Annotated in this window: 24 protein-coding genes; 17 read left to right on the plus strand and 7 right to left on the minus strand. The window is 71.8% G+C overall.

The genetic code is table 11. The features are described 5' to 3' along the window. Positions 1–8: 8 nt before the first annotated feature. The 7 genes from AB0J74_RS01440 (at position 9) to AB0J74_RS01470 (ending at position 6,670) form a co-directional block, all read left to right on the plus strand. A complete protein-coding gene (locus tag AB0J74_RS01440) occupies positions 9–950 on the plus strand; it encodes a sugar ABC transporter permease (RefSeq protein ID WP_363443071.1) in 942 nt (313 codons plus the stop codon). 8 nt (positions 951–958) lie between these two features. Then, on the plus strand, positions 959–1,912 hold the full coding sequence (locus AB0J74_RS01445) for a carbohydrate ABC transporter permease (protein ID WP_363443073.1): 954 nt from the start codon (positions 959–961) through the stop codon (positions 1,910–1,912). A gap of 78 nt (positions 1,913–1,990) precedes the next feature. Beyond that, positions 1,991–3,616, plus strand: coding sequence for a bifunctional 3'-5' exonuclease/DNA polymerase (locus AB0J74_RS01450; protein ID WP_363444030.1), 1,626 nt, complete (start codon positions 1,991–1,993; stop codon positions 3,614–3,616). Further along, positions 3,613–4,383: an alpha/beta hydrolase gene (locus AB0J74_RS01455; RefSeq protein ID WP_363443075.1), complete on the plus strand. Its 771-nt coding sequence runs from the start codon at positions 3,613–3,615 to the stop codon at positions 4,381–4,383. The genes AB0J74_RS01450 and AB0J74_RS01455 overlap by 4 nt, the downstream gene beginning before the upstream one ends. Continuing rightward, positions 4,380–5,051 carry an HAD-IA family hydrolase gene (locus AB0J74_RS01460; RefSeq protein WP_363443077.1) on the plus strand — a complete coding sequence of 224 codons (672 nt, stop codon included), beginning with the start codon at positions 4,380–4,382 and terminating at the stop codon, positions 5,049–5,051. The genes AB0J74_RS01455 and AB0J74_RS01460 overlap by 4 nt, the downstream gene beginning before the upstream one ends. A gap of 774 nt (positions 5,052–5,825) precedes the next feature. Further along, positions 5,826–6,428: a nucleotidyltransferase family protein gene (locus AB0J74_RS01465; protein WP_363443079.1), complete on the plus strand. Its 603-nt coding sequence runs from the start codon at positions 5,826–5,828 to the stop codon at positions 6,426–6,428. 32 nt (positions 6,429–6,460) lie between these two features. Continuing rightward, positions 6,461–6,670, plus strand: coding sequence for a hypothetical protein (locus tag AB0J74_RS01470; RefSeq protein WP_363443081.1), 210 nt, complete (start codon positions 6,461–6,463; stop codon positions 6,668–6,670). Here AB0J74_RS01470 and AB0J74_RS01475 read toward each other — a convergent pair. After that, positions 6,667–7,650: an MBL fold metallo-hydrolase gene (locus AB0J74_RS01475; protein ID WP_363443083.1), complete on the minus strand. Its 984-nt coding sequence runs from the start codon at positions 7,648–7,650 to the stop codon at positions 6,667–6,669. The genes AB0J74_RS01470 and AB0J74_RS01475 overlap by 4 nt on opposite strands. A 26-nt stretch (positions 7,651–7,676) precedes the next feature. Next, a complete protein-coding gene (locus AB0J74_RS01480; RefSeq protein ID WP_363443085.1) occupies positions 7,677–10,331 on the minus strand; it encodes a glucosidase in 2,655 nt (884 codons plus the stop codon). 226 nt (positions 10,332–10,557) lie between these two features. Between AB0J74_RS01480 and AB0J74_RS01485 the strand changes: the two genes are divergently transcribed. From AB0J74_RS01485 to AB0J74_RS01505, 5 genes are all read left to right on the plus strand, one after another. Then, positions 10,558–11,892 (plus strand): glycosyltransferase family 4 protein, encoded by a 1,335-nt coding sequence (locus AB0J74_RS01485; RefSeq protein WP_363443087.1) that lies wholly within the window; start codon positions 10,558–10,560, stop codon positions 11,890–11,892. Between the two features lie 104 nt (positions 11,893–11,996). Then, on the plus strand, positions 11,997–13,670 hold the full coding sequence (locus AB0J74_RS01490) for a serine/threonine-protein kinase (RefSeq protein WP_363443089.1): 1,674 nt from the start codon (positions 11,997–11,999) through the stop codon (positions 13,668–13,670). Continuing rightward, on the plus strand, positions 13,670–14,245 hold the full coding sequence (locus AB0J74_RS01495) for a hypothetical protein (RefSeq protein ID WP_363443091.1): 576 nt from the start codon (positions 13,670–13,672) through the stop codon (positions 14,243–14,245). The genes AB0J74_RS01490 and AB0J74_RS01495 overlap by 1 nt, the downstream gene beginning before the upstream one ends. Before the next feature lie 103 nt (positions 14,246–14,348). Then, the gene (locus tag AB0J74_RS01500) at positions 14,349–15,221 is read left to right on the plus strand and encodes a hypothetical protein (protein WP_363443093.1); all 873 of its coding nucleotides are present in this window, start codon (positions 14,349–14,351) and stop codon (positions 15,219–15,221) included. Beyond that, a complete protein-coding gene (locus AB0J74_RS01505) occupies positions 15,218–15,934 on the plus strand; it encodes a hypothetical protein (RefSeq protein WP_363443095.1) in 717 nt (238 codons plus the stop codon). The genes AB0J74_RS01500 and AB0J74_RS01505 overlap by 4 nt, the downstream gene beginning before the upstream one ends. Here the strand turns inward: AB0J74_RS01505 and AB0J74_RS01510 are convergent. Then, on the minus strand, positions 15,915–16,250 hold the full coding sequence (locus tag AB0J74_RS01510) for a hypothetical protein (RefSeq protein WP_363443097.1): 336 nt from the start codon (positions 16,248–16,250) through the stop codon (positions 15,915–15,917). The two genes, AB0J74_RS01505 and AB0J74_RS01510, sit on opposite strands and share 20 nt — an antisense overlap. Positions 16,251–16,364: 114 nt before the next feature. Here AB0J74_RS01510 and AB0J74_RS01515 point away from each other — a divergent pair, with 114 nt between their 5' ends. The 3 genes from AB0J74_RS01515 (at position 16,365) to rox (ending at position 19,854) form a co-directional block, all read left to right on the plus strand. After that, on the plus strand, positions 16,365–17,630 hold the full coding sequence (locus AB0J74_RS01515; protein ID WP_363443099.1) for an MFS transporter: 1,266 nt from the start codon (positions 16,365–16,367) through the stop codon (positions 17,628–17,630). Between the two features lie 91 nt (positions 17,631–17,721). After that, positions 17,722–18,270, plus strand: a complete 549-nt coding sequence (locus AB0J74_RS01520) for a hypothetical protein (RefSeq protein WP_363443101.1) — start codon at positions 17,722–17,724, stop codon at positions 18,268–18,270. A gap of 159 nt (positions 18,271–18,429) precedes the next feature. Further along, positions 18,430–19,854, plus strand: coding sequence for a rifampin monooxygenase (rox, locus tag AB0J74_RS01525; RefSeq protein ID WP_363443103.1), 1,425 nt, complete (start codon positions 18,430–18,432; stop codon positions 19,852–19,854). A 174-nt stretch (positions 19,855–20,028) separates the two neighbouring features. Here rox and AB0J74_RS01530 read toward each other — a convergent pair whose 3' ends face one another. Then, complete coding sequence (locus AB0J74_RS01530) at positions 20,029–20,880, minus strand: sigma-70 family RNA polymerase sigma factor (protein ID WP_363443105.1); 852 nt, start codon at positions 20,878–20,880, stop codon at positions 20,029–20,031. 83 nt (positions 20,881–20,963) lie between these two features. Here AB0J74_RS01530 and AB0J74_RS01535 point away from each other — a divergent pair, with 83 nt between their 5' ends. Further along, a complete protein-coding gene (locus AB0J74_RS01535) occupies positions 20,964–21,413 on the plus strand; it encodes a carboxymuconolactone decarboxylase family protein (protein WP_363443107.1) in 450 nt (149 codons plus the stop codon). A gap of 125 nt (positions 21,414–21,538) precedes the next feature. Here the strand turns inward: AB0J74_RS01535 and AB0J74_RS01540 are convergent, their stop codons facing one another. Beyond that, positions 21,539–22,552, minus strand: coding sequence for an alcohol dehydrogenase catalytic domain-containing protein (locus tag AB0J74_RS01540; protein ID WP_363443109.1), 1,014 nt, complete (start codon positions 22,550–22,552; stop codon positions 21,539–21,541). 39 nt (positions 22,553–22,591) lie between these two features. Next, positions 22,592–23,728 carry an erythromycin esterase family protein gene (locus AB0J74_RS01545; RefSeq protein ID WP_363443111.1) on the minus strand — a complete coding sequence of 379 codons (1,137 nt, stop codon included), beginning with the start codon at positions 23,726–23,728 and terminating at the stop codon, positions 22,592–22,594. Between the two features lie 59 nt (positions 23,729–23,787). Between AB0J74_RS01545 and AB0J74_RS01550 the strand changes: the two genes are divergently transcribed. Beyond that, complete coding sequence (locus tag AB0J74_RS01550; protein WP_363443113.1) at positions 23,788–24,480, plus strand: MerR family transcriptional regulator; 693 nt, start codon at positions 23,788–23,790, stop codon at positions 24,478–24,480. On the opposite strand, the gene zwf is transcribed toward AB0J74_RS01550, so the two are convergent. Further along, positions 24,477–25,856, minus strand: a complete 1,380-nt coding sequence (gene zwf, locus AB0J74_RS01555; RefSeq protein ID WP_363443115.1) for a glucose-6-phosphate dehydrogenase — start codon at positions 25,854–25,856, stop codon at positions 24,477–24,479. The genes AB0J74_RS01550 and zwf overlap by 4 nt on opposite strands.

A 25,856-nucleotide genomic window follows, 5' to 3' on the forward strand; every position in this document is an offset into this window, starting at 1 on the left:
CAGTCGAGATGCGGCACGGTAAAGCCCGCTTCGTCGCGAGTTTCCTGGCAGTGCCCGTGGCCCTGTACGCGTACTACGTGCTGTGGCCCTATATCCAGGACATCTACTACTCGCTGACGAACTGGGGCGGCTACTCCGACACGCAGGATTTCGTCGGGCTGGACAACTACGTCCGGCTGATCCATGACGAGCTGATCCGCAAGGCCTTCTGGCATAGCGTGTTCTTCCTGGTCACCGTGCCGATCTTCACGATCGCGCTGGCCCTGCTCTTCGCGTTCCTGCTCAACGTGGGCGGACGCGGGAGCAGGGCCGGGGTCCGCGGTGTGTGGGGCTCCAACGTCTACAAGGTGGTCTTCTTCTTCCCGCAGGTGCTCTCGCTGGTCCTGATCGCCATCATGTGGGGGGCGATCTACCGCGGTGACGGGCAGGGCCTGCTCAACGGGCTGCTGATCAAGATCGGCCTGGTCGACGCCGACAAGCCGTTGGCGTTCGTCGCCGACCCCACACCGTTCCTCGGCGTACCCGCGGTGCTCTGGTGGTTGCTCCTGATCGCGGTCTGGGGCGGCACCGGTTTCTACATGGTGTTGTTCTCGGCCGCGATGCAGTCGATCCCGAAGGACATCTTCGAGGCGGCGACGCTCGACGGCGCCTCAAGGGTGAAGACCTTCTTCCGGGTCACGCTGCCGCTGCTGCGCGATTCGGTCTCGGTCGCCTGGGTCTATCTGGGCTTCATCGCGCTCGACATGTACGCGCTCGTCTACGTGATGACGCCGAACCAGGGTGGCCCCGACAACGCCAGCGAGGTGTTCGCCTCGGTCATCAACTTCACCGCTTTCAGCAAGGGCCAGTTCGGCTACGCCTGCGCGATCGCCGTCGCCCTCGGCATCTTCACTCTGCTGCTGGCCGCCGTGCAGCTGCGGGTCACCCGCCGCGAGCGGATCGAGTACTAGGAGTCGGCATGAGTACGGTCACCACGCCTCCCACGCCCGGCACCGCCGGCGTGAAGCCGGCACCGGCCGGCAAGCCCCGCCCCGCCGGCACTCGCGCCTCGGCCAGCGACGTGGCGCTCAGTGGTTTCTCGCACCTGTTCCTGCTGGTGTGGGGCGCCATGGTGGTGCTGCCGCTGCTGTGGGTGGTCATGTCGTCGCTCAAGTCCGACTCCGAGATCATCAAGAATCCGTTGTCGTTGATCCCGGACTCGCTGCACTGGGACAACTTCTCCCGGGCCTGGACCAAGGGCGGATTCTCCGGCGTCTTCCTCGACACGATCATCATCGTGGGCGGCGGCGTGCTGCTCACCATGCTGCTCGGTTCGATGGCGGCGTACGTGCTGGCGCGGTACGAGTTCCCCGGCAACCGCCTGATCTACTACCTGTTCCTGGCCGGCCTGACGCTGCCCGTCTACATGGCCGCGGTGCCGCTCTTCAAGGGCACCGAGTTGCTCGGCAAGTCGATTCCGTTCCTCGGCTACAACCAGTACGTGATGCTGATCCTGGTGTACGTGGCCTGGTCGCTCTCGTTCACGATCTTCTTCATGCACTCGTTCTTCCGCACCCTGCCCACCACGGTGGCGGAGGCGGCGCTGGTCGACGGTGCCTCGCACACCTCGCTGTTCTTCCGGGTCATGCTGCCGATGGCCAAGCCCGGCCTGATCAGCATCGGCATCTTCAACGTGATCGGGCAGTGGAACCAGTGGTACCTGCCCGTCCTGCTGATGCAGCCCGCCGGCGGCGAGGAGAAGCACGCGCCGATCGCGCAGGCCCTGATCGGCCTGTCGGTCAACCAGGGCTACAAGTCGGACTGGTCGGGCATGTTCGCCGGCATCACGATGGCGATGCTCCCGGTGCTCGCGGTCTACGTGATCTTCCAGCGTCAGGTCCAGGCGGGCCTCACCGGCAGCATCACGAAATAACGTCTTGTCGTACGCGTCGGGTTGAATAGGCCCGTGCTGGTCGCGGCGGTTCCGGGGGAGGGCGGTTCGGGTCGGCTCCTGCCGCTCGACGACGGGGGCCGCCCAGCCGGCGCCGCCGCGACCGTGCCGTCACTGGCCGCCGCGGTGGCCTCCTGGGAGGCCTCCGCCAAGCCCCGGTGGATCTGGCCGTCGACCATGGCGATCTACCCGCCGCTGCTCGCCGCGGGCGTCCGGGTCGAGCGCTGCCACGACGTCGAACTGACCGAGGCGCTGCTGCTCGGCTCCGCGGGCGCCTGGGGAGCGCCGCGTTCGGTCGCCGCCGCAGTGGCCCGGCTGCGCGGCACGCCGGTCCCACCCGACCCGCCGCCGGTCGCGGCCGAGCCGCCGGGTGGCGGTCAGGACGCGCTGTTCGCGGCGCCGGCGGCCGCCCCGTCGGTCACCCTCGAAGACCTGCTCACGGTTTACGCGGACCAGCGCGCCCGGATGGCGGCCGTCCCGTCGTCGCCCGCCCGGTTCCGCCTGCTGGTCGCCGCCGAGTCGGCCGGCGCCCTGGTCGCGGTCGAGATGGGCGCGGCCGGCCTGCCCTGGCGGGCCGACGTGCACGACGCCCTGCTGCGCGAACTGCTCGGCCCCCCGTCGGCGGTCGGCGGCCCGCCGGCCCGCCTGGTCAGCCTGGCGGCCGAGATCGCCGCGGCCTTCGGCGTGCGCCACCTGCACCCGGAGTCGCCCGGCGAGCTGCTCAGGGCCTTCCACCGCGCCGGCGTCGACGTGCCCAACACCCGGTCGTGGACCCTGCAAAGGGTCGACCACCCGGCCGTCGCGCCGCTGCTGGCCTACAAGGAGCTTTTCCGCATCTGGACGGCACACGGCTGGGCCTGGCGCGACGCCTGGATCAAGGACGGCCGCTTCCGCCCGGAGTATGTGCCCGGCGGCGTCGTCTCCGGCCGCTGGGCCAGTCGCGGCGGTGGCGCGCTGCAGATCCCCAAGGTGGTCCGCCGCGCCGTGATCGCCGACCCGGGTTGGCGCCTGGTGGTCGCCGACGCGGCCCAGTTGGAGCCCCGCGTGCTGGCCGCGGTCTCGGGAGACGCCCGCCTGGCCGCGGCCGGCCAGGCCGGCGATCTCTACGCCGCGCTGGCGGCCGACGCTTTCGGCGGCGACCGCGCCAAGGCCAAGGTCGCCCTGCTCGGCGCGATGTACGGCCAGACCGGCGGCGCCGCCATCCCGGCCCTGGCGGTGCTGCGCAGCAACTACCCGACGGCCTTCGACTACGTCGAGAGCGCGGCCCGCACCGGCGAGGGCGGCGGCCTGGTGCGTTCGTGGCTGGGCCGCACCTGCCCACCGTCGTCGGTGTCGGTCTCCCTGGCCGAGTCGGGCTACGAGTCTGGAGACGGCGGCGCCCCCGACAGCGGCCGCTCGCGGGCCCGCGGCCGCTTCACCCGCAACTTCGTCATCCAGGCCACGGCGGCCGAGTGGGCCCTGGCCCTGCTGGCGACGCTGCGCACCGCGCTGGCCGGCACTCCGGCCGAGTTGGTCCTGTTCCAACACGACGAGGTGCTGGTCCACTGCCCCGCCGACCAGGCCGAGGCGGTCATCGAGGCGGTCCACCTGGCCGGCGCCCGGGCCACCGCGGCCCTGTTCGGCGACACCGAGGTCCGCTTCCCCATGGAGGCCTCGGCGGTCGAGTGCTACGCGGAGGCCAAATGACCTCGTTCCTGGTGCGGTCGGAAGACGGCACACCCATCGCTTTCACCCGCACCGGCACGGGCCCGCCGGTGGTGCTGGTCGGCGGCGGCCTCGACGACGGTGCCGAGAACGCCCCACTCGCGGCGGCACTGTCGCCGTGGTTCACGGTCGTCAACTACGCCCGGCGCGGTCGCGGTGCCAGCGGCGACACCAAGCCCTACGCGGTCGAGCGCGAGCTCGACGACCTGGCCGCGCTGCTCGCCACGGTCTCCGGGCCGGCGCACCTGTTCGGTGCGTCGTCCGGCGGCGCGCTGGCGCTGCGGGCCGCGGCGGCCGGGCTGCCGGTGGCGCGGGTCGCGGTCTACGAGGTGCCCTACCTGGTCGACCCGGCCGTCCGCGCCGCATGGCTGTCCTATGTAGACGAGCTGGAGCGGTTGCTGTCGGCGGATCGGCGCGGCGACGCGGTCGCCGCCTTCATGAGGCTGGCCGGCTCGGGTGAGGCGGAGATCACGGCTGCCCGGGCGGCTCCGGTCTGGCCGGCGCTGGAGGCACTGGCGCCGACGCTGGCCTACGACGCGGCCTGCCTGGGCGACGGCCGGGTGCCCACGACGCCGCTGACCCAGCCGGTCCTGGTCGCCACCGGCGCCGCCGACCCGTTCTTCACCCCGGCGGCCGACGCACTGACCGAAGCCCTCCCGTCGGCGACGCGCCTCGTCCTGAACCATCCCGGCCACGTGCCCGACCCGACGCTCCTGGCGCCGCTCCTGCGCGACTTCTACCTGTCGTGACCGCCTTCGCTGCGGTCGTCTTCGACTTCGACGGCCTGTTGATGGACACGGAGTCGACGCTGGTGGCGGCCTGGCGGTCCGAGTTGTCCCACCACGGCCTGACCCTGGCCCTTGACGCGTCTTTCTGGCCGGGCCACGGCGGTGACGTCACGGACCACCGCCTCGACCGCCTCGGCGCCCTGGTCGGCCCAGGCTTAGACCGCGCGGCCAGCCACGCCCGCTTCCTCGCACACCGCGAGCGCCTGCACCGCTCGCTGGGCCTGCGCCCCGGAATAGCGGCGTGGCTGTCCGAAGCCCGCGCCGCCGGCCTGGCGTGCGCGGTGGCCAGCAGCTTGCCACGTGCCTGGGTTCAGGCCCACCTGTCGCGGGCAGGCGTCCTGGCCAGCTTCGACGCGATCGCCACCGGCGACGAGGTCCTCACCCACAAGCCCGACCCGGCCGTCTACCACCTGGTGCTGGCCCGATTGGGCCTGCCACCAGCATCGGCGGTAGCCGTCGAAGACACCCCACACGGCATCGCGGCGGCCCACGCGGCGGGAATGCCAACGGTGGCCATCCCCAACCCCTTCGTCGCTGCGGCCCAGCTCACTTCGGCGAACCTCGTCCTCGCGAGCGCCACCGACCTACCGCTGGCCGAAGTGCTGCTTCGCCTGAGTCCCGAGAGCTGACCCCGGAACCAACCGCGACGCCCCGCCGCGCTCAAGCACCGCGGTCTCGCGGCGCACGGCGGTCGCCTCGGGCACGCCGTCGGCGCAGAAGGAACGGCTCGGCGGCGACCGAATCGACCTGGCTGGCCCGCGGGCGCCGGCCGCTGGCGTGCCGCCCGCTGCGGATCCCGGCGCGTGCCGCCCGATACCGGGAATTCGCGCAAGCGAATCTCGCAGGTTCGCGCCGAGTGCCTGCCGCGAACGGCGACATCCTTAGCTCCATCCGGCCATCCTGGTGCCTTGCGAAGCCCGAAGACCCGGCCGCGTTCGCGCCGCACCCTGTTGGGAGCGTCCCGGCGGGATCCGTCGGCACCGCCCGCACCTGAGCGAGGCCGGCGGCGGTGTGGTCGGGGTGGGTTGCTCGCGGCGGGGGCCGGCGGCGGCGTGGTCGGGGTGGGTTGCTCTCGGCGGGGGCCGGCGGCGGCGTGGTGGGGCGGGTTGCTCGCGGCGGTGGCGGACCGCGTGGTGGGGCGGGTTGCTCGCCGCGGCGGCCAGCAACGGCGGGTCGGGCGTGTCGCTCGCCGATGGGGTAGTCCCGCACCGCCATACATGTTTTCGCATGTGCCTACATGCCAAAACATGTACGCGAGCGAGACACCCCCCGCTCCCGGGCGACACGCCCGGGTGGGCGGCGCGGACCGGGTGGCGTCGGATTGGCGACTGGCGGGGTGTGTGGGGCCCGTGGGTGTGGTGAGACTGAGTCGTATCGATTCTGCTCGCCGTGCGGAGGCTGGCGTGGCTCGGATCGCAGGACTTGTCATTGCCGCCAGTGGGGGTCGGCGCATCGGCGGGCCGGAGGCGTTGCTGCAACGGGGCGACGCGCTGCTGGTCGACGCCGTCTGCGAGGTCGCGCGCGAGGTGGGCTGTGCGCCGCTGGTCGTGGTGCTCGGCGCCGCCGCCAATCAGGTGCGCGGCACGGCCGCGCTCACCGGGGCGACCGTCGTCGTCGACAAGGCGTGGGGGACCGGGCTCGGCTCCAGCCTGCGCGTCGGGCTCGAAGCCCTCGACGACCTCGAGGCCGACGCCGCGCTGGTGCTCACCGTCGACATGCCGGGGGTCACCGTCGAAGCGGCCCGGCGGGTCGCCCTGCTGCCGCACCCGGGCGCGTTGGTGTGCGCCACCTACGGCGGGCTGCGCAGCTTTCCGATGCTGCTCGGGCGGCGGCACTGGGCGGGCCTCGCCACGCTGGCGAAATCAGACGTCGGGGCGCGGCCCTACCTGCTCGCGCACAAGGACGAGATCGTCGACATCGTCTGTGACGCCATCGCCGACGGGAACCGGCTCGACAACCCTGATCTGGTGGCGGCGTTCGGGCTCACCCGGCCCGCGGGGGAATGATTTCTCCGGCTCACCCGGGGTAGATGAAGCCCATGGGTGAGCCAGAGAACGACAAACCAGAAGAGCCCAACGAGCCCAACGAGTTCGGCTTCTCCGGGGCCGCCACCGGGCCCGAGCCGAACCTCACCGATGACGACGTCTCCGAGGGTGAGGAGATCGCCGTGCCGGCGGGTGACATCACCGGGGCCATCGTGAGCGCGATCGAAGGCGACCGCGGGCGCGACGAAGAAGACAACGGCTAGAGCTCGAAGCGGGTGCCCACCGTGTTGGGCCGGGTCGCCGCGGGCATCGCGGTGGCCAGGGCCTGCTGTGCCTGCCACGACGTGCAGTGCGAGGGGACCAGCAGCGCCGGCGCTTCCACGGCCAGCGCGGCCACCGTCTCGTCGACCACGGGCCCGGCGCGGAGGTGGAAGCCGCCCAGGACGGCGTACACCTGGTCGATTCCGGTCAGGCGTTTCGCGTAGCGGACGATGTTGACCACCCCGGCGTGACCGCAGCCGGTCAGGATGACCAGGCCCTTGCCCGCCACGTGCAGGACCATCGCCTGGTCGTCGTGGATCAGGGGGTCCGGCTGCCAGGAACCGTCGACGAACGCCTGGTGGTTGGGGATGCCCTGTTCGAAGGGGACCGTGCGGTCGACCTCTCCGGTCACCAGCAGCATGCCGTCGAGCAGGTAGGACGGCTGGCGGCCCTCGATGATCTCGAAGCCGACTCCCTCGATCGCGGCGCGCGAGGGGATCGGCATCTCGAACGCGCGGTCCGGACCGCTCACCAGCCGGCGCGCGCGCCAGAAGTCGGGGTGCAGATAGACGGGCATGTTGGTCGAGCCCAGGCGGCGGGCCACCCCGTCGAGGCCCATCACGTGGTCGAAATGGCCGTGGCTGAACACGATCGACTCGAACGAGTCGGGGCGCAGTTCCAGGCGGTCGAGGTTGCCGATCAGGCCGTCGGGCGTCACGCCGGCGTCGAACAGGATGCGCCGCGCGGCACCGTCGACACGCAGTTCGACCAGCGCCGAGAAGCCGTGCTCGGCCCGCAGGCCGTCGACCGCCTGGCCGGTCACCGAGATGGAGTCGGGCACCGGCGCGGCGCGGCCGCCGGTGCCGGCCGCTCCCCAGCGGCGGATCGGGCCCTCGTCGGGCAGCAGCACGTCGGTGTAGTTGTCGATCAATGTCGTGACGTGCACGCCATCGACCGGCCGCAACGCGACGGAGGCCTCCATGCGACCATCATGCCCGCACGAAAGGCTCAGGACCGCCGTACGGTGAGAATCAAATCGGCCACCAGCGCGGTCCAGCCGGTCTGGTGCCAGGCGCCCAGGCCGGCGCCGTTGTCGCCGTGGAAATACTCCGGGAACGAGATCAAATCGCGCCAGTCCGGATGGGTCTGGAACAGCTCGCAGGCGCCGTAGATCGGCCGCCGGCCGGAGCGGTCCCGGGTGAACAGGCTGATCAGTCGCCGGGACAGGTCGTCGGCGATGGTGTGCAGCGGCAGCTTGACGCCGGAACCGGTCGGGTATTCGACCAGCAGGTCCGAGCCGAAGAACGCGCCGAACTCGCGGAGCGCGCCGATCAGCAGGTAGTTGGTCGGCAGCCAGATCGGGCCGCGCCAGTTGGAGTTACCGCCGAACAGGCCGCTGGTCGACTCGGCCGGCTCGTAGCCGACGGTGAACTCCTGACCGCCCAGCGAGACCGTGAACGGCTTGTCGAGATGCTGACGCGACAGCGTGCGCAGGCCGTAGGGCGAGAGGAACTCCGTCTCGTCGAACATCCGGGCCAGCATGCGTACGAGTTGCTCCGGCGCGACCATCGCCAGCAGCCGCTGCTGCCGCCCGTCGCCGGAGCGCCGCCGGGTGCCGACGACCAGGCCGTACTCGGGGCGGTTCTGCAGGAACCAGCGCAGCCGCAGGGACAGTTCGGGCAGCCGGTTGATCATCAGGCCGGACAGCGAGGCGGTCGCGGCCAGCGGCAACAGGCCGACCACCGAGCGCACCTTCAGCGGCACCCGCGAACCGTCCGGCAACCGCAGCACGTCATAGAAGAAGGCGTCTTCGGCGTCCCACAAACCCTGCTCGTACGCCCCGGCGGCGATGTATGCGAAGTGCTCGAAGAACTTCGTGGCGATGTCCTCGTACGCCGGATCCCGCACCGCCAGGGTCAGCGCCATGTCGAGCAGGTTCAGCGCGTACATGCCCATCCAGCCCGTGCCGTCGGACTGTTCGAGCACGCCGGCGACCGGCAGCGCCGCGGACCGGTCGAACGGGCCGACGTTGTCGAGGCCGAGGAAGCCGCCCTCGAAGACGTTGTTGCCGGCGACGTCTTTGCGGTTGACCCACCAGGTGAAGTTGAGCAGGAGTTTGTGCATCACCCGGGCCAGGAAATCGACGTCCCGCCCGCCGTCGATCTCGAAGATCCGCAGCGCGGCCCAGGCGTGCACGGGCGGGTTGACGTCGCCGAACGCCCACTCGTACGCCGGGATCTGGCCGTTGGGGTGCATGTACCACTCGCGGAGCAGCAGGAGCAGTTGCTGCTTGGCGAACGCGGGATCGACCCGGGCCAGGGTGACGCAGTGGAAAGCCAGGTCCCAGGCGGCGAACCAGGGGTACTCCCACGGGTCCGGCATCGAGATCACGTCGAAGTTGGTCATGTGCCGCCAGGCGCTGTTACGCCCGTGCCGGCGGCCCGGCGGGGGTGCCGGCGAGCCCGGGTCGCCGTCGAGCCACTGCCGCACGTCGAAGTGGTAGAACTGCTTGCCCCACATCAGCCCGGCGATCGCCCGCCGGAGCACGGCGGCCTCGTCGGCCGAGGCGCCGCGCGGCGTGAGCGTGGAGAAATAGGCGTCGGCCTCGGTGCGCCGGTCGGCGAACACCGCGTCGTGCTCGTGGCCCAGCGCGAGGGCCGGCGCGGGGCGGCGGGGGCCGCCGGGCGGCCCGGTCGCGCAGAGCCGCAGCCGGATCGTGACCGCCGACCGCGCCGGCACGTCGAGCACGTAGTGCAGCGCGCCCTTGGTGCCGGTGCCGGCCGGGTTGACCGTCGGCGCGCCCTGCACGACGTGGTCGTTGATGCCGTCCTTGGGGTAGCGGGTCCCGCCCGGCAGGCCCCAGAGGCGCTTGGCGTTGGACTCGTTGTCGCAGAGCAGCGGGACCGGTGCGCCGTCGCCCTCCAGCACCAGGTCGCCGAGCACCCAGTGGCTGCCGACCAGCCGGTTGTCGCCGTCGGCGGCCAGCGTCGGCACCGCGTCGCGCCCGGGCAGGCCCCACGACCAGGTGTTGCGGAACCACAGGGTGGGCAGCACGTGCAGGATCGCCTGGTCGGGGCCGCGGTTGGCGGCGGTGATCCGCACGCACATGTCGGTCGGGCCGGCCTTGGCGTATTCGACGGTCACCGCCCAGAACCGGTCGTCGTTGAAGACGCCGGTGTCGACCAACTCGTATTCCGGCTCGTCCCGGCGGCGCAGGGCGTTGACGGCGACCAACCGGTCATAGGGGAACGGCGCCTGCGGATAGTGGTAGCGCCAGCGCATCGCGGAGTGGGTGGGCGTGGACTCCTCGTACCACCAGTATTCCTTGACGTCTTCGCCGTGGTTGCCGCCGTCGCCGCCGAGGCCGAACATGCGTTCCTTGAGGATGGGGTCGACGCCGTTCCAGAGCGAGAGCGCGAAGCAGAACGTCTGCCGGTCGTCGCAGATCCCGGCCATGCCGTCTTCGTTCCACCGGTAGGCCCGGGACCGGGCGTGGTCGTGCGGGAAGTAGTCCCAGGCGGTGCCGTGCTCGCTGTAGTCCTCGCGTACCGTGCCCCAGGCCCGTTCTGCCAGGTAGGGACCCCAGGATCGCCACGGCCGGGCGCCGCTGTCGGCCTCCGCGAGCCGCGCCTGCTCGGCCAGCACCTCGGGGGTCACCTCCATGCCACTGATCTTCCCTGACCATTCTGCGACGGCCGTGTTACGACCCGGGTCCACTTGGGACCCGCGCATCCTCCCCCATGGCGCGCCGGTAAACGACATATTTCGCGGCATTGAGGCGCATTTCGATCAGATTGCCCTAGGCTCCCAAACGACCCACTTGGCGCGCCGGCACCCGCTCGGGTGCCTATTGCCGTATGTCCAGGGTTGACCGCGAGGGGGCCGGGCCATGAAACGCACCGCCGACGTTCTCGACAACGGACCGGTCACCGGTCCGGGCATCAGGCGCGTTCTGATGCTGTCCTGGGAATACCCGCCCGTGGTGGTCGGCGGCCTCGGCCGGCACGTGCACTCCCTGGCCACCTCGCTCGCGGCGGCGGGCCACGAGGTCACCGTGGTCACCCGGCACGCGGCGGGCGCGCCCCTGGAGGAATACATGGAGGGGGTCCGGGTGGTCCGCGCGCCCGAGGACCCGCCCAACTTCCCGCTGGCGACGCCCTCCCTGCTGGCCTGGACGATGGCGTTCAACCACACGCTGACGCGGGCCGCGCTGCGGGCCACCGAGACCGGTGAGTACGACGTCATCCACGCTCACGACTGGCTGGTCACGCACACCGCGGTCACCCTCAAGGAACACCTCGACCTGCCGCTGGTCGCCACCATCCACGCCACCGAGGCCGGCCGGCACCAGGGCTGGCTGCCCGACGAGATGAACCGCTGCATCCACAGCGTGGAGTGGTGGCTGGCCCGCGAGGCGTGCCGGATCCTGGTCTGCTCTTCCTACATGAAGTGGGAGGTGTCCCGCCTGCTGGAACTGCCGGCCGAGCGGGTCGAGGTGATACCCAACGGGGTCAACGACCGGGTCTGGCGGGCCGGGCCGCGGGCGGTCGCCACCGCGCGCAAGCAGTTCGCCGGCGACGGACCGCTGGTCGGTTTCGCGGGCCGACTGGTGTACGAGAAGGGCGTCCAGCACATCATCCGGGCCGTGCCGCGGCTGGCGTCGCAGCACCCGGGCCTGCGCGTGGTGATCGCCGGCGACGGCCCGTTCCGCGGCGAACTCGAGTCGGAGACCCACCGCCTCGGCATCCCCGACAAGGTCAGCTTCGTCGGCTTCCAGAGCGAGGCCACCCTGCCCGCGCTGCTCGCGGCGACCGACACGACCGTGGTGCCCAGCCTCTACGAGCCGTTCGGCATGGTCGCCCTGGAGGCGGCGGCCGCGGGCGCGCCGCTGGCCGTGGCGGCCACCGGGGGTCTGGCCGAGATCGTCGAGTCCGGCGTCACCGGCGTGACCTTCCCGCACAGCGACCCCGACGCGCTCGCCGGCGCGGTCGACTCGCTGCTCGGCGACGCGGTCTTCGCCCGCAAGGTGGCCAAGAAGGCCCGCACGATGGTGACCAAGCGCTACGGCTGGTCGACGATCGCGGCCCGCACGGCGGCGGCCTACGGCAGCGCGATCCGCGAGTCTCCGTCGTTCCTCACCCAGGAGGCCGCGGCCCGGATGGCCTATGGGCAGCCGAAGCTGGTCGTACCCCCCGGTAACTTGTTGGGTCTCGACGTCGCGTAGCGGCTCGGTCCCGTCCGCGGGACAATCACCCCATCGACCGGGGGCTTCATCAACTCGGCTCCGGTCACTATGGTTGAGACGCGGACCAAGAGGGATCGGACGGTGTGCACCGGCTACTGATCGCCGAGCGTTACCGGCTGCTGGAATCGGTGGGCAGCGGGGGGATGGGTCGTGTCTGGCTGGCCCGCGACGAGATGCTGCATCGCGACGTCGCGGTCAAGGAGGTCCAGCCGCCCGACTGGATGAGCGCCGCGGAGCGTGACGAACTCGGTCAGCGCACCCTGCGCGAGGCCCGCACCGCGGCCCGGCTCAGCCACCCCAACGTCGTGCAGATCTACGACGTGGTCTACGCCGAGGGCAGCCCGTGGATCGTGATGGAATACGTCCGCTCCCGGTCGCTGCACCAGGTGATCGATAGCGAGGGCCCGCTGAAGCCGGCGCGGGTGGCCGAGATCGGGCTCAAGATCCTCGACGCGCTCTGCGCCGCGCACGCCCGCGGTGTGCTGCACCGCGACGTCAAGCCGCACAACGTGTTGATCAGCGACGACGGCCGGGTGGTGCTGACCGACTTCGGGCTGGCCACGTTCGACGGCGACAGCGCGGTCACCCGGGCCGGCCTGGTGATGGGCTCCCCGCAGTACGTGGCACCGGAGCGCGCCAGCGACGGCGCCTCGACCGTCGAAGCCGACATGTGGTCGCTCGGCGCCACCCTCTACGCCGCCGTCGAGGGGCGCTCGCCGTTCTACCGGCGCACCACGCTGGGCACCTTGACCGCCCTGGCGACAAGCCCGCCCGACCCGGCCAAGCTGGCCGGCCCCCTGCGCCCGGTGCTGACCGGCCTGCTGCGCAAGGATCCACGGCAGCGGCTCACCGCCGACGAGGTCGACCGCCTGCTGCGCCGGGTCATCGACCCCAGCGTCAAGCCGCGGCCGCGCCGGCTGCCCCGCCCGCGCCGCCCGGAGAGCCCGGAGCAGGTCGAGCCCTCGTCGGCGCCGACCGTCGCGCTCGACGCCGACGGCCGGCCGCGGGCGACGGCCTGGTTCAGCCGCGGCATCACCGAGCACCTCGGCACCGGCACCCGGGGCCGGCGCCGGACCCTGGTGATCGGCGCCGGCGCGCTGATCGCTCTGCTGGTCGCCGGCGCCGCGTGGGCGATGAACCGCCCCGGCAGCGACACCGTGGCCGATGGCGATCCGCCATCGGCCAGTGCGAGCGCCCGGGTCGGAGGGGTCGGCGGCGGGATGTTCCGCTGTCAGAACCCTGGCGACGCGGTCACCGACCAGGTCCGCGGCGGGCTCGCTCCGCCCAACGAGCTCGGCCTCGGGGCGGGGTTCACCTGGTACAGCGCGGCGCCGGCCGGTTACCGCTTCGCGGCGCCGATGGGCTGGCGCGTCTACACCGAGGGCGCCACCACCACCTGCCTCTACGACGGCGACTTCGAGCGGATGATGAGCGTCGAGGAACTCGCCGTGCCGCCGAAGAACCCGGTCGCCTTCTGGACGACCATGGCCGCCGACGAACAGGCCGACGGCGTGCTGCCCCACTACGAACAGATCACGATCGAAGCGCTCGACGTGTTCGACGGTGCCGCCGAGTGGCAGTTCTCCTTCACCCCCGACACCACACCCCTCACAGCGGCCCGATGGCTCTACAAATACCGCGGCCGGGCGTTCATCCTCACCTGGGTCTGCCCGGCCATCGACTGGAACTCGCGGTTGCTGCCGATGATCAAGATGAGCTTCCGGCCGCCCGGCTTCACGCCCCGGATCGTCGGCTGATGCGGTTCGAGCAACGGCTGCGCGACGGGATCGCCGACGGCACGATCACCGCCGCCCTGCGCCGCTGGCGCCGCCCGCAGGTCGTGGTGGGCGGCCACTACCGCACCGGCCAGGGCATGGTCGAGATGCTCGCCGTCGAGCCGGTCAGCCCCTCGAAACTGCGGGCGGCCGACGCCCGGGCCGCCGGCTTCCCGACCATCGCGGCGCTGCTGGCCGACGTACCCGATGGCGAAGGCCGCCTCTATCTGTTGCGGTTCCGCCGCCTCGACACGCCCGACCCGCGCAGCGTGCTGGCCGCCGACGCCGACCTCGACGACTCGGCCCGCGCGGCTCTCGACGCCCGCCTGGCCCGCCTCGACAAGGCCAGCCCGCGCGGCCCGTGGACCGGCGTCACGCTCGGCCTGATCCGCGACCATCCGGGCGTGCGCGCGCCCGACCTCGCCGCGTCGATCGGCCGCGACACCCTCTCGTTCAAGATCGACGTGCGCAAGCTCAAGGCACTCGGCCTGACCGAGAGCCTGCCCGTCGGCTACCGCCTGTCGCCACGTGGCCGGGCCTACCTCGAGGCGAGCTAGGCTCGGAAGAGGGACAAACCGGACGAACGGCCAAGGTCGGGCCCGGTGGCCGGCCCCCGGGTTACGGTCGATGAAGGAAGGCGCCCCGGGGGGAGGATGCGCCATGTCCGATGTGGAAGGTCATGGCCCGGCGTTGACCGGGCAGGAGACCGAGCAGGTCCGGACCCGCGTACGCCTGTTGATCGAGCTGACGTCCCGCACGAACGAGTACCGGCGTGGCCTGAGCGCGGCTGCCCGCCGGCTCAGCCCCGAGGAGGCCGCGGTCCTGGTCGACCTGGAGAAGCACGGCATGCAGGTGCCACAACTGCACGACGTGCTGTGCGGCGGCCACGTGCTGGTCGACAACCCCCAGCTCTACGAGGAGTGGCGGCACGCCAAGGGCGCCCGGGAGCGGATCTCCAGCCACCACAAGCAGATCGACAAGAAGCGCTGGCCCGACATCGGCATGCGCGGCTCGGTGGTCCGCGAGAAATTGCACGGCCGCACGGCACAGGGCACCTGGGTGCAGTTGGAGAAGACCCCGGCCGCGTTCGGCAAGAAGAAGCTGCCCAACATCGACGACCTGCGGCACCTGGTCGACTACGTCACCTACAAGATCACCCGGTCCAACGTCGGGCCGTGGGGACTGTCGCGCAAGACCGAACGCCGGCCGATGTACCTGTCGCCCGACGTCGCCATGCCGCAGAACCTGCCCGACGCGGTGGCCGCGGCCCTGGGCAACGCCCTCAAGAAGCTCGAGGAGGGCGACGACACCACGGCGATCTCGGAAGACCTGGCCCACCTCTTCCCGCCGCCGGAACGCGAGGACCCGGCCGACGAACTCGGCCGCTCGATGGCCAACGGCGCCGGTCGCGGCCTGTTCGGGAACTCCAACGTCTGGATCTCCGAAACCAGAACCGGTACGGCAGCCGCGATCCGCCGCCGAGATCGCGGGCACGCGCCGGAGTCGGTGCTCGCGGAGATGGGGTTGTCGTGAGAGCAGCAGCCGTTCCTGGCAATCTGGTGTCCTCGGTGGTCGACCTCGTCGACACCGGCCCGGTCCTGCTCGGCGCCTACACCTCGGCCGAGTTGACCGCCGTCGACGCGGTGGTCGACTTTCTCGAAGCCCGCCCGTCCGACGACGTGCTGGCCGAGGCGGTCCGCTCGCTGGCCGCCCGCGAACTGCTGGTCGCCAGCGACGGTGACGAGCAACTGCAGGTGCGCGGCGACCTGGGCATCGCGGTCGCCTTCCAGCAGCGCGCCCGGCAGGTGCTGGACGCGCGGGTCACCGGCACCGGGCCCGGCGAGCCGTGGCGGATGCTGATGCTGCCCCAGCCCGAGCCGATCACGCTGCTGATCCGGATCGACGCCCTCGGCGTACACGATCTGGGTCTGTTCCCGGCCGATGACGCCCTCGACCAGTTGGTCGACTGGTTGCCCCGCGGCGACTACGAGAAGGGCGGCGACGCGGCCGAGGTACTGGCCGCCAGTTCGCGGTCGGCGCTGGTGACGGTCACCGACTACACATCGGAGGGTTCGGCCGAGACGGCGGGGGAGAGCGAGGACCTGGTGCTGGCCCGCCGCGGCGGCGACCTCTACGCCTTCGGCCGCGACGAGGCCGACCGCGCACACCTGGTGCCGCGGCGGCTGGAGGACAACAAGGTCGACGAGACGATCAAGGCGATGCTCGCTATCGGCGCGGGCGCCTGACCGGTGCCCGCGCAGGCGTGCGCGGCAGCGGCGGCAGCGGTTGCTCCTGGCGGCGTCTCACCAGGCTGTTGAGGTAGAGCAGGGCGAGGCCGAGCACGCCCATGTCGTCGAGGTAGATCGGGTCGGGCAGCAGGTCGACCGGGAAGATCGTGAAGATCAGCGCGCCGTAGAAGGCGACCTTGCCACCGAAGCCCAGGGCGCCGAGTTGGTTGCGCACCCGGACCAGCCGGATCGCGAGCACGATAGTGCCGATCAGCGCCGCGATCAGGATGACGACCCCGACCGCGATCACCGCAATCCACGCCTCGCGTGACATAGCGCCACGGTAGCAACGGACCCCGGCCGCCGCCGGTTGACCAACCGTCGGTTGTGGCTCGCCGGCCGCGCCGTTGTTTGATCCGGGCTCCCGCCGCTTGCTTGGATCACCGCGATGACTTCACTGGGACGCCGGTTCGGCTGGCTCTGGGCGGCGTACGCCGTGAGTGCCTATGGCTCCGGGTTGGGTTTCGGCGCGTTTCCGCTGATCGCGGTGCTTGTGCTGGACGCCAGCCCGGCGCAGGTGTCGGCGCTGGCCGCGGTCGGGCCGGCGGTCGGTGCGCTGATCGCGCTGCCGCTCGGGCCGTGGGTCGAGTTCCGCCGCAAGCGGCCGGTGATGATCGCGATGGACCTGGCCCGCTTCGCGGTGATGATGACCATTCCCATCGGGTACGCGCTGGGCCGGCTCACCTTCGTCCAGTTGCTGCTCGTCTCGGCCGTGGTCGCGGCCGCCAGGATCGCGTTCGGCGCGGCCAGCGGCGCCTACCTCAAGGCGCTCGTCCGCCGCGAGGACCTGCTGGTGGCCAACGCCCGGTTCGAGTCGACGACGTGGAGTTCGATCGCGGTCGGGCCGCCGCTCGGCGGGGCGGCGATCGGCCTGTTCGGGCCGGTGACCACGGTGGCCGGTGACGCGCTGAGCTACCTGCTGTCGGCGGTTGGCATCCTCGCGATCGGCGGCCCCGAGGACCGACCACGGCGGGTGGCGCCGCGCCGGCGCGCGGACCTGCTCGACGGCTGGCGGCACATCCTTGGCCATCGCGACCTGCGCGCGCTGTTCGTCAACCAGTTGCTGGTCAGCGGTCTGATCATGGCCACCGAACCGCTGCTGGCCGTACTCCTGCTCGGCGACCTCGGTTTTCCGCCCTGGCAGTACGGCCTGGCCTTCGCGGCGCCGTGCGTCGGCGGCCTGATCGGCTCGCGGCTGGCCCGCCGAGTCGTCGCGCGCCACGGCCAGCACCGGATCCTGCGCGTGGTCGGCACGCTGCGCGCGGTCTGGCTGATCGGGCTGGCCTTCGTCGGCCCCGGCACGACCGGCCTGCTGACGGTGATGGTGGTCGAGCTGGCGATCATCATCAGCATGAGCCTGTTCACCCCCGTGCTGGCCACGTACCGGCTCGAACACACGCCCCCGGACCGCGTCGCCCGCACCCTGACGGCGTGGTCGATCAGCAGCAGCGCGACGATCGCGCTGTTCAGCCTCCTCGGCGGCGTGCTGGCCACCGCGACCAGCCCCCGCACAGCGATCGCGGTCGCCGGTTCGCTGATCCTGGCCAGCCCGTTGCTCCTGCCCCGCCGCGACCTAGAAGTCCTCCCACCGCACCCGCCTGGTGAGCCCGCCGGTGCCGACATAGTGCCGGACCGCGTGGCGGGCCAGCGCTGACCCGATCCAGTATCGACGGAGGCGGCGTAGGGTCGAACGCGTGACCCGGGTCGACCTGTGGGCCAACAGCGAGTGGGCCGGCGGCTAGGCCGTGGACCGGCTGTCGATCGACTATGCGAGCCTCGTGCCACCGGACATCGGGCGGCGGATCCTTGACGCGCTCGCCGCGCGATACGAGCGACACCATCCCGACTGCTCCCTTGTGGAGTTCGAGCAGTCCGGCGCCACCTATCTGTTCGACCTCGCCAGCGGCGTCGGCGCGGCGCGCGAAGACCGGACCGTCGCGGCCTGGACGTTGACGCCGGCGTCCGTCGCCAAGCGCGATGTCCATTACCAGCGCGGCTTTCCGCTGCCGCCCGATCCGGACGGCACGCCCGTCGACCGCGGGCATCTGATACCGCACCTGTCGGGCGGCGAGTTCGGGCCGAACATCTTCCGGCAGCAGCGGGCGCTCAACCGGGGCTGGTCCGGGGAGGGAAAGCGGTTCCGTGCCCTGGAGCGCGAGGCGGCCGCCGCGCCCGGCACGTTCTATTTCGGGCATCTGCTCTACCGCGACGACAGCGCCTATCCGGTGGCGATCGAGACCGGATTGCTCAGGGGTGGCGCGCTGCACGTGGAGAGGTTTCGCAACCGCACATGACAAAGGCAGGGAATGCACTCGCTCCCTGCCACTTCCAACATATACCGCAGCGGGGGGCTTGCGGCAAGGCCCGGGTCATGGCGCAGAATCTCCGGCTGACGCCAGAAGCTGGGGATTCGCACGCTTTGCGCCGGGGCCGGCGTACCACATGGGGGTTTCATGATTGACGTGATCATCGTCGGCGCCGGGCCGACCGGCCTGATGCTGGCCGCCGAGCTGCGGCTGCACGGCGTGCGGGTGGTCGTGCTGGAGAAGGACGCCGAGCCGACCCCGGTGGTCCGCGCCTTGGGCCTGCACGTGCGCAGCATCGAGGTGATGGACCAGCGCGGACTGCTGGAGCGCTTCCTCGAGCACGGCAAGCAGATCCGCTCCGGCGGCTTCTTCGCCGGCATCTCCAAGGAATGGCCCGAGCGGCTCGACTCGGCGCACGCCTACGTCCTCGGCATCCGGCAGCCCGTCGTCGACCGCCTGCTGGCCGAGCACGCCGCCGAACTCGGGGCCGAGATCCGGCGCGGCGCCCAGCTGGTCGGGCTGAGCCAGACCGACGACGGCGTGACCGTCGACCTGGCCGACGGCACGAGCCTCCGCGCGCGCTATCTGGTCGGCTCCGACGGGGGCCGCAGCACGGTGCGCGGGCTGCTCGGCGTCGGCTTCCCCGGCGAGCCCAGCCGGGTCGAGACGCTGATCGGCGAGATGAAGCTCGACGTTCCACTGGAGACACTGACCGCGGTGATGACCGAGGTCCGCAAGACCCACCTGCGGTTCGGCGCGATGCCGCTCGGGGACGGCTTCTACCGCGTCATCGTGCCGGCCGAGTCGGTGTCCGAAGACCGCGACCCGCCGACCCTCGACCGGTTCAAGCAGCGGCTGCGGGCGCTGGCCGGCACCGACTTCGGCGTGCACTCGCCGCGCTGGCTGTCACGGTTCGGCGACGCCACCCGGCTGGCCGAGCAATACCGGACTGGCCGCGTGTTCCTGGCCGGCGACGCCGCGCACATCCACCCGCCGACCGGCGGGCAGGGTCTGAACCTCGGCGTGCAGGACTCGTTCAACCTCGGCTGGAAGCTGGCCGCCGCGGTCGCCGGCTGGGCGCCGGAGGGGCTGCTGGACAGCTACCACACCGAGCGGCACCCGGTCGCGGCGTCCGTGCTCGACAACACCCGCGCGCAGATCCAACTGATGTCGCTCGAACCCGGCGCCCAGGCGGTCCGCCGGTTGCTGTCGGAGCTGATGGACTTCGACGACGTCAACCGACACCTGATCGAGAAGATCACCGCGATCGGCATCCGGTACGACTTCGGCTCGGCCGACGATCTCGTCGGCCGGCGCCAGCGCGACGTGGCCCTGAAGCGCGGCCGCCTCTACGAGCTGACACGCGGCGGCCGCGGGTTGCTGCTCGACCAGACGGGCCGGCTGTCGGTGGCGGGCTGGGAGAACCGGGTCGACCACGTCGTCGACGTCAGCGAGGAACTCGACGCGCCGGCCCTGCTGCTGCGCCCCGACGGCCACGTGGCCTGGCTCGGCGACGACCAGCAGGCGTTGCTCGACCACCTGACCCGGTGGTTCGGCGCGGCGGCCGGCTGATCGGGGCTGTCTCCGCCCGTGAACACGGCGCGGGTGTCGGCGATCCGGACCACCGGCGGCACGGTGCCACCGCGGGTCCACGGCACCAGAGGTCCGCGGTCGCGGCGGAGGCGCGTTGTTCGACCGGCTCCCGTCCCATGCCGCGGGACGCACCGGTGACCAACCATCCGTTGGTCATACCCCGGACAGGCCGAGTTTCGTCAGCTTCGCCGGGTCGGCCACGCCCTGGATCTCGGTGATCCGGCGGTCGACGACGGTGAACACCAGCATCGCGGCCGCGGTTCCGTCCGGTCGCCAGGAGACGACCGCGGGCCGGCCGTTGACGAGCGCCAGCCGCCCGTTCGTCGCCGCGCCCGCGGCCAATTGCGCGCCCGCGGCCACCTTGGTGGCGCCGAGCACGACGACCGGGCCGCCGGGGGTGTCGACGGTCAGCTTCACCTCGGGGTCGAGCACCCGCAGCAACGCCTCGAAGTCGCCGCCGCGGGCCGCCGCCAGGAAGGCCCGGACGACACCCTGCTGCTCGCGGCCGGCACCAGCCGGGGGCTCGGACGAGCGCACCTTCCGCCGGGCCCGGCTGGCCAGCATCTTGGTGGCCGCGGTCGACCTGCCGAGGATCTGCCCGATCTCGTCGAACGGCACGGCGAACAGGTCGTGCAGCACGAACGCCAGTCGCTCGCTCGGCCCGAGCGACTCGAGGACCACGAGCAGGGCGAGCCCGACCGAGTCGGCGAGCGCCGCGTCGTCGTCGGGGGCCGGGCTGTCGTCGAGCGTCACGACGAACTCGGGCAGCGCCGTCTCCGGCCGGGCCTGGCGGGCGCGCAGCACGTCGAGGCTGATCCGGCCGACCACGGTCGTCAGCCAGCCGCCGAGGTTGTGGATCGTCGCCGGGTCCTGCCGGGAGAGCCGCAGCCAGGCTTCCTGGACGACGTCCTCGGCGTCGGCGTGCGACCCCAGCATGCGGTAGGCCACCGCCCGCAACCGGTCGCGCTGGGCTTCGAACGCTTCGACCATCGGGTCTGTCGACATCTGGTTACCTTCCTCGGCCTTGCTCCGTCATGGGTGATGACGGGCCGCGAGGGGCTCGGGTAACCGACGAAGGAGCATGTCCGATGGAAGCACGGATGAAGAGCGCGGCGAACCCTGATGTGATGACCGCGATCCGGCACCTGCACAAGGCGATCGCCGCCGGGGGCGTCGACGAGCGCCTGCTGTCGCTGGTGCACCTGCGGGCCAGCCAGGTCAACGGTTGCGCGCCGTGCGTCTTCGCCAGCGTCGCGAGCGCGAAGAAGGCCGGCGAGACCGACGAGCGGCTGCACAGCGTGGTCGCCTGGCGCGAGACGCCGTTCTTCACCGACGAGGAGCGGGCGGCGCTCGCCCTGACCGAGGCCGCCACCCGGCTCCAGGACGGCGCGCCGGGGGTGACCGACGAGATCTGGGACGCGGCCGCCGACCAGTTCAGCGAGCAGCAACTGTCGGCGATCATCCTGGAAATCGCGCTGACGAACTTCTTCAACCGCATCAACCGTACGATCCGCGAGCAGGCCGGCACGACCTGGTAAGCAGCACCGACCCCGTCGTGCTCGTCACCCGGCGGGTGGCCGGCACGTCGCTGACGGCCGGCCCCTGACGGCCTGGATCGACGACCTCGCGGGCCGGTTCCGTGAAATCGGGATCGACGCCGCCGTCAGTCGAAGGTGATGATCGATCGCCGGCCCGACTGGCCGTGTGCCATCGCGTCGAGCGCCGCGTTGGCGTCGCGTAGGCCGATCGGCGTGAAGTCGGGCAGGATGCCGTGTGCGGCCGAGAACGCCAGGGTCTCGCGGGCGTTGTGCGGCGATCCGGACGGGTTGCCCATGGCGTGCAGCCGGCTCAGGGCCAGCGGACCGGTGGCCAGGCTCAGCGGTTCGGGCCCGTAGCCGCACAGGACGAGCGTGCCGTCGGGTGCCAGTCCCTCGAACGCCGCCGCGGCGGCCGCGGTCGACGGCGCCGCGTTGAGGATGATGTCGGCACCGCCCTCCCAGGCCCGGAGGGCCTGCGCCGGGTCGGCGTCCGCGGTGGCGACGAACCGCTCGGCACCCAACTCGCGGGCCGCCGCTTCGCCCCGGGTGGACCGGCCGATCGCGGCCACCCGCGCACCCATCGCGACGGCGTAACGGACCGCGAGCGTGCCCAGCGTCCCGCTGGCGCCGACCACCGCGACGCGCGAGGTGGGCCTGATTCCGGCCTGCCGCAGCCCGTTGAAGGCGGTCAAGCCGGCGCACATCAGCGGGGCCGCCGCGACGGGGTCGAGCGCGTCCGGCAGCGGCGACACGAACCCGGCCTTGAGGGCCGCGTACTCGGCGTATCCGCCGTCGAAGTCGATGCCGGTGAAGCGCTTCAACGGGCACAGGATCTGTTCACCGCGTACGCAGTAGTCGCAGTGACCGCACGAGTCGCCGAGGATCTGCGCGCCGACGGAGGCACCGACCGGCGGCCACGAGACGCCGGGGCCGATGGCCGCGACGACACCGGTGATCTCGTGACCGGGGATGTTGGGGAAGCGGGCGTTGGGCCAGTGGCCGCGGAGCACGTCGAGGTCGGTGTAGCAGACCCCGCACGCCGTGATCTTGACGAGCACCTCGCCCTGGCCGGGTTCGGGCACCTCCCGCTCGGCGAAGGTGAGCGGCTCGTCGACCCCGGTCGCGATGGCAGCCTGCATGGGCGCCCCCCGTCTCCATCACGCGCCGTGATGATCGTATTACGCGTCCTTGACGAAGACGATGCCGTCGGTGCGGGACGCGTATGCCGGGTCCAGCGGCGCGTAGCCGAACCACGCGGACGCCCGAGGTGTCAGGCCGGCCGCCAAGCGGCGGGGGTCGACGACGCAGGGGTCGTCGGGGAGCGCGTACAGCCGGCCCTCGATGGTGTCCGCCGGCGGGGTGTCGACTCCCTGGTCGCGGATCGTGCCGAGGGCCGTGGCCAGGAAGGCGTACTCGTGGCCCAGCCGGGCGTCGACGATCGCGCCGGCGCTCCACCACTGCGGCCGCAGGTCGCCCATCATCCGCATCGAACTCCGGTGTCGCTGCAGGTGGGCGTTGTGGGCGCTGACCAGCACCGGTCCGCGGTCGGCGAGCGCGAGCAGGTTGGCGGCCATCATCGAGTCGCGGACGCTGAGCAGCCACGCCATCCGGTTCGGCGACGGGTCGGCCATCCACCGGTGGTAGCGGAGCAGCCCGACGGCGGTGCGGGCGTGCAGGCGGGCCCGGTCCCACCCGGGCGTCGTGATCAACTCGGGTGTCCGCGCGTTGAGCAGGGCGACCAGGTCGTCGGCGAGTAGGCGCAACCGGTCGGCATCGGGCGTCCGCCCGACGGACTGCGCGGGGTCCATCATCGCGGCGGGGTTGGTCCAGCGGTCGTCGGCGCCGAGCAGGCGCTGCACGGTCTCGGCGGTGCAGGGCAGCAGATCACCGACCGCTTCGAGGTACGCGTGGAGCCCGGTGAGCGCCTCTCGCGGGCTGGCGGCGGCGGTGATCTCCAGCGGCCCGTCGAATCCCGCGAAGCGCACCTGCTCGGCCGCGGGCCGACCGTCGTTGTGGGCCCGCATCCAGCGCACCAGGTCACGATTGCCCGGGAAGGCGCCCCACTCGTGGCTGAAACCACGAGCCAGGACGTCGTCGAGGTCGCCGAGGCCCGAGGTGACGTAGTCGTCGACGACCGCGCCGGTCAAGCAGTCGCTCTCGATCGCGATCGTCCGGTAGCCGTGCTCCTCGACCAACTGCCGGAACAGGTCGTTGCGCACCGCGAGCAACGGCTCCCGGCCGTGGGTGGGCTCGCCCAGAGCGAGCAGCCGCGGCCGTGCGGGGAGCAGGGCCAGGACGTGGGAAGCAAGAGTCATACCCATAAACGGTATCGTTGAACCGACGGTTGAGACTTCTCAGCAAGAGTGAGCGGCGGGTGGCGCAGAACCTTCAACTGAGGCCGGTCGACCTGGCCCGCCCGCACGGCCTGTCCACCCAGGCGGTCCGCAACTACGAGGAGGCCGGGATCCTGCCGGCGGCCGACCGCACCCCGAGCGGCTACCGCACCTACACGCCACGGCACGCCCAGGCCCTGCACGCCTTCCTCGCGCTCGTGCCCGGCCATGGCCACCGGACCGCGACGGCGATCATGCGAGCGATCAACGCGTACGCCGTGGAAGAGGCACTGACGCTCGTCGACCGGACCCACGCCCAGTTGCTCGAGGACCGCGGCACCCTGCGGGCCGTCGAGGCCGCCCTCCGCGACCTCGCGCCCGTCGCGCGGGAGCGCGCCGACACGTTCGTCGGCCCGCTGGCCAGGCGGCTCGGCGTTCGCCCGGCCACCCTGCGCAAGTGGGAACGGGCCGGCCTGGTTCAGCCGCGCCGCGACCGGCGCACGGGCTACCGGGTCTACACCGCGGCCGACGTGCGCGACGCACAGTTGGTCCACCAACTCCGGCGCGGCGGCTACCCGTTGGAGCGGATCGCCCCGCTGATCGCCCAGGTCCGGTCGGCCGGCGGCGTCGCACCGCTGGAGTCGACCCTGCACGACTGGCACGCCCGCCTCGCCGCCCGCGGCCGCGCGCTGCTCGCCGGCGCCGCCGCCCTGGACGCCTACCTCGGCTCTTAGCTCGCTGACGCCGCCGGGTCGCTCCAGCCGCCGTGGCTGGCCGTGAGCTTCTGGGCCTCTTCCGGGCCCCAGGTGCCGGGCTCGTAGATGTGCGGAGCCGTCCGGTCGTCGAGCACCGGGTCGACCACCGACCACGACGCCTCCACGCCCTGCTCGGTGGCGAACAACGAGGCGTCGCCGGCCAGGGCATCACCCAGCAGGCGCTGGTAGGGCGCCAGGTCGGGCTTGGCCGGCCGCTTCAGGGCGGCCAACTCGACGTCGTCGCCGCTCATCGTCTCGCCCGGCGCCTTGACCGTCACGCCGAACGAGATCGCGCCCTCCGGGCTCAGCCGGAACCGCACGAAGTTGGGCGGGTGGCCGCGGTCGGCGCCGGTCAGTGCCGCCGGCGGCCGGCGCAGCCGGATCACCGCCTCGGTGGCGGTCACCGGCAGCTTCTTGCCGGCCCGGATGAAGAACGGCACCCCGGCCCACCGCCAGTTGTCGATGCGGGCGCGCAGCGCGATGAAGGTCTCCACAGTGGAGTCGGCGGCGACGCCGTCCTCGTCGGTGTAGCCGGCGAACTGGCCGCGGACCACCTCGTTGTGGCGCAGCGGCGGCATGGCCCGCAGCACCTTGGCCTTCTCGGGGCGGATGTCCTGGTGGCCGTAGCCGCCGGGCGGTTCCATCGCGAGCAGGCTGACCACCTGGAGGAGGTGGTTCTGCACGACGTCGCGGATCACGCCGGTCTTGTCGTAGAACGCGCCCCGCCCGGCGACCCCGAACTCTTCGGCCATCGTGATCTGCACGCAGTCGATGTAGAAGCGGTTCCAGAACGTCTCGGGGAAGGCGTTGGCGAACCGGAAGTAGAGCAGGCCAAGGACGGCGTCTTTGCCGAGGAAGTGGTCGACGCGATAGATGGCGTCTTCGGGGAAGATCCGGTGCAGCAGGTCGTTGAGCTCGCGCGCCGACGCCAGGTCGTGGCCGAACGGCTTCTCCACCACGACCCGGCCGCCGTTCGCGCAACCGGACTCGTGGAGCGCGGTCGCCACGGTGCCGAACAGCGCCGGCGGGATGGCCAGATAGAACAGCGGCGCCCTGGCGGAGCCCAACTCGGCCTTCAGCGCCTGGAACGTCGCCGGGTCGCGATAGTCGCCGTCGACGTAGCGCAGCGCGCCGACCAGCCGGCCCACCGTATCGGCGTCGGTGACGCCCTGCTCGGCCAGGCTCTCCCGGGCCCGCTGGCCCAACTGGTCGCGGGTCCAGCCGGCCTTCGCGACACCGATCACCGGTATGTCGAGCCGGCCCTCGGCGATCAGGCCCGCGAGCGCCGGGAAGATCTGCTTGTAGGCCAGGTCGCCGGTGGCGCCGAAGAACACGAGCGCGTCGGAGTTGCCCAC

This window comes from Asanoa sp. NPDC049573 (assembly GCF_040676615.1).
Taxonomy (GTDB): Bacteria; Actinomycetota; Actinomycetes; order Mycobacteriales; family Micromonosporaceae; genus Asanoa.

Bases quoted from the DNA above. Each gene is read 5' to 3' on its own strand.
- AB0J74_RS01440 (WP_363443071.1), top strand. From the start codon at position 9: ATGCGGCACGGTAAAGCCCGCTTCGTCGCGAGTTTCCTGGCAGTGCCC.
- AB0J74_RS01445 (WP_363443073.1), top strand. From the start codon at position 959: ATGAGTACGGTCACCACGCCTCCCACGCCCGGCACCGCCGGCGTGAAG.
- AB0J74_RS01455 (WP_363443075.1), top strand. From the start codon at position 3,613: ATGACCTCGTTCCTGGTGCGGTCGGAAGACGGCACACCCATCGCTTTC.
- AB0J74_RS01470 (WP_363443081.1), top strand. From the start codon at position 6,461: ATGGGTGAGCCAGAGAACGACAAACCAGAAGAGCCCAACGAGCCCAAC.
- AB0J74_RS01475 (WP_363443083.1), bottom strand. From the start codon at position 7,650: ATGGAGGCCTCCGTCGCGTTGCGGCCGGTCGATGGCGTGCACGTCACG.
- AB0J74_RS01480 (WP_363443085.1), bottom strand. From the start codon at position 10,331: ATGGAGGTGACCCCCGAGGTGCTGGCCGAGCAGGCGCGGCTCGCGGAG.
- AB0J74_RS01485 (WP_363443087.1), top strand. From the start codon at position 10,558: ATGAAACGCACCGCCGACGTTCTCGACAACGGACCGGTCACCGGTCCG.
- AB0J74_RS01495 (WP_363443091.1), top strand. From the start codon at position 13,670: ATGCGGTTCGAGCAACGGCTGCGCGACGGGATCGCCGACGGCACGATC.
- AB0J74_RS01500 (WP_363443093.1), top strand. From the start codon at position 14,349: ATGTCCGATGTGGAAGGTCATGGCCCGGCGTTGACCGGGCAGGAGACC.
- AB0J74_RS01510 (WP_363443097.1), bottom strand. From the start codon at position 16,250: ATGTCACGCGAGGCGTGGATTGCGGTGATCGCGGTCGGGGTCGTCATC.
- AB0J74_RS01515 (WP_363443099.1), top strand. From the start codon at position 16,365: ATGACTTCACTGGGACGCCGGTTCGGCTGGCTCTGGGCGGCGTACGCC.
- rox (WP_363443103.1), top strand. From the start codon at position 18,430: ATGATTGACGTGATCATCGTCGGCGCCGGGCCGACCGGCCTGATGCTG.
- AB0J74_RS01530 (WP_363443105.1), bottom strand. From the start codon at position 20,880: ATGTCGACAGACCCGATGGTCGAAGCGTTCGAAGCCCAGCGCGACCGG.
- AB0J74_RS01535 (WP_363443107.1), top strand. From the start codon at position 20,964: ATGGAAGCACGGATGAAGAGCGCGGCGAACCCTGATGTGATGACCGCG.
- AB0J74_RS01540 (WP_363443109.1), bottom strand. From the start codon at position 22,552: ATGCAGGCTGCCATCGCGACCGGGGTCGACGAGCCGCTCACCTTCGCC.
- AB0J74_RS01545 (WP_363443111.1), bottom strand. From the start codon at position 23,728: ATGACTCTTGCTTCCCACGTCCTGGCCCTGCTCCCCGCACGGCCGCGG.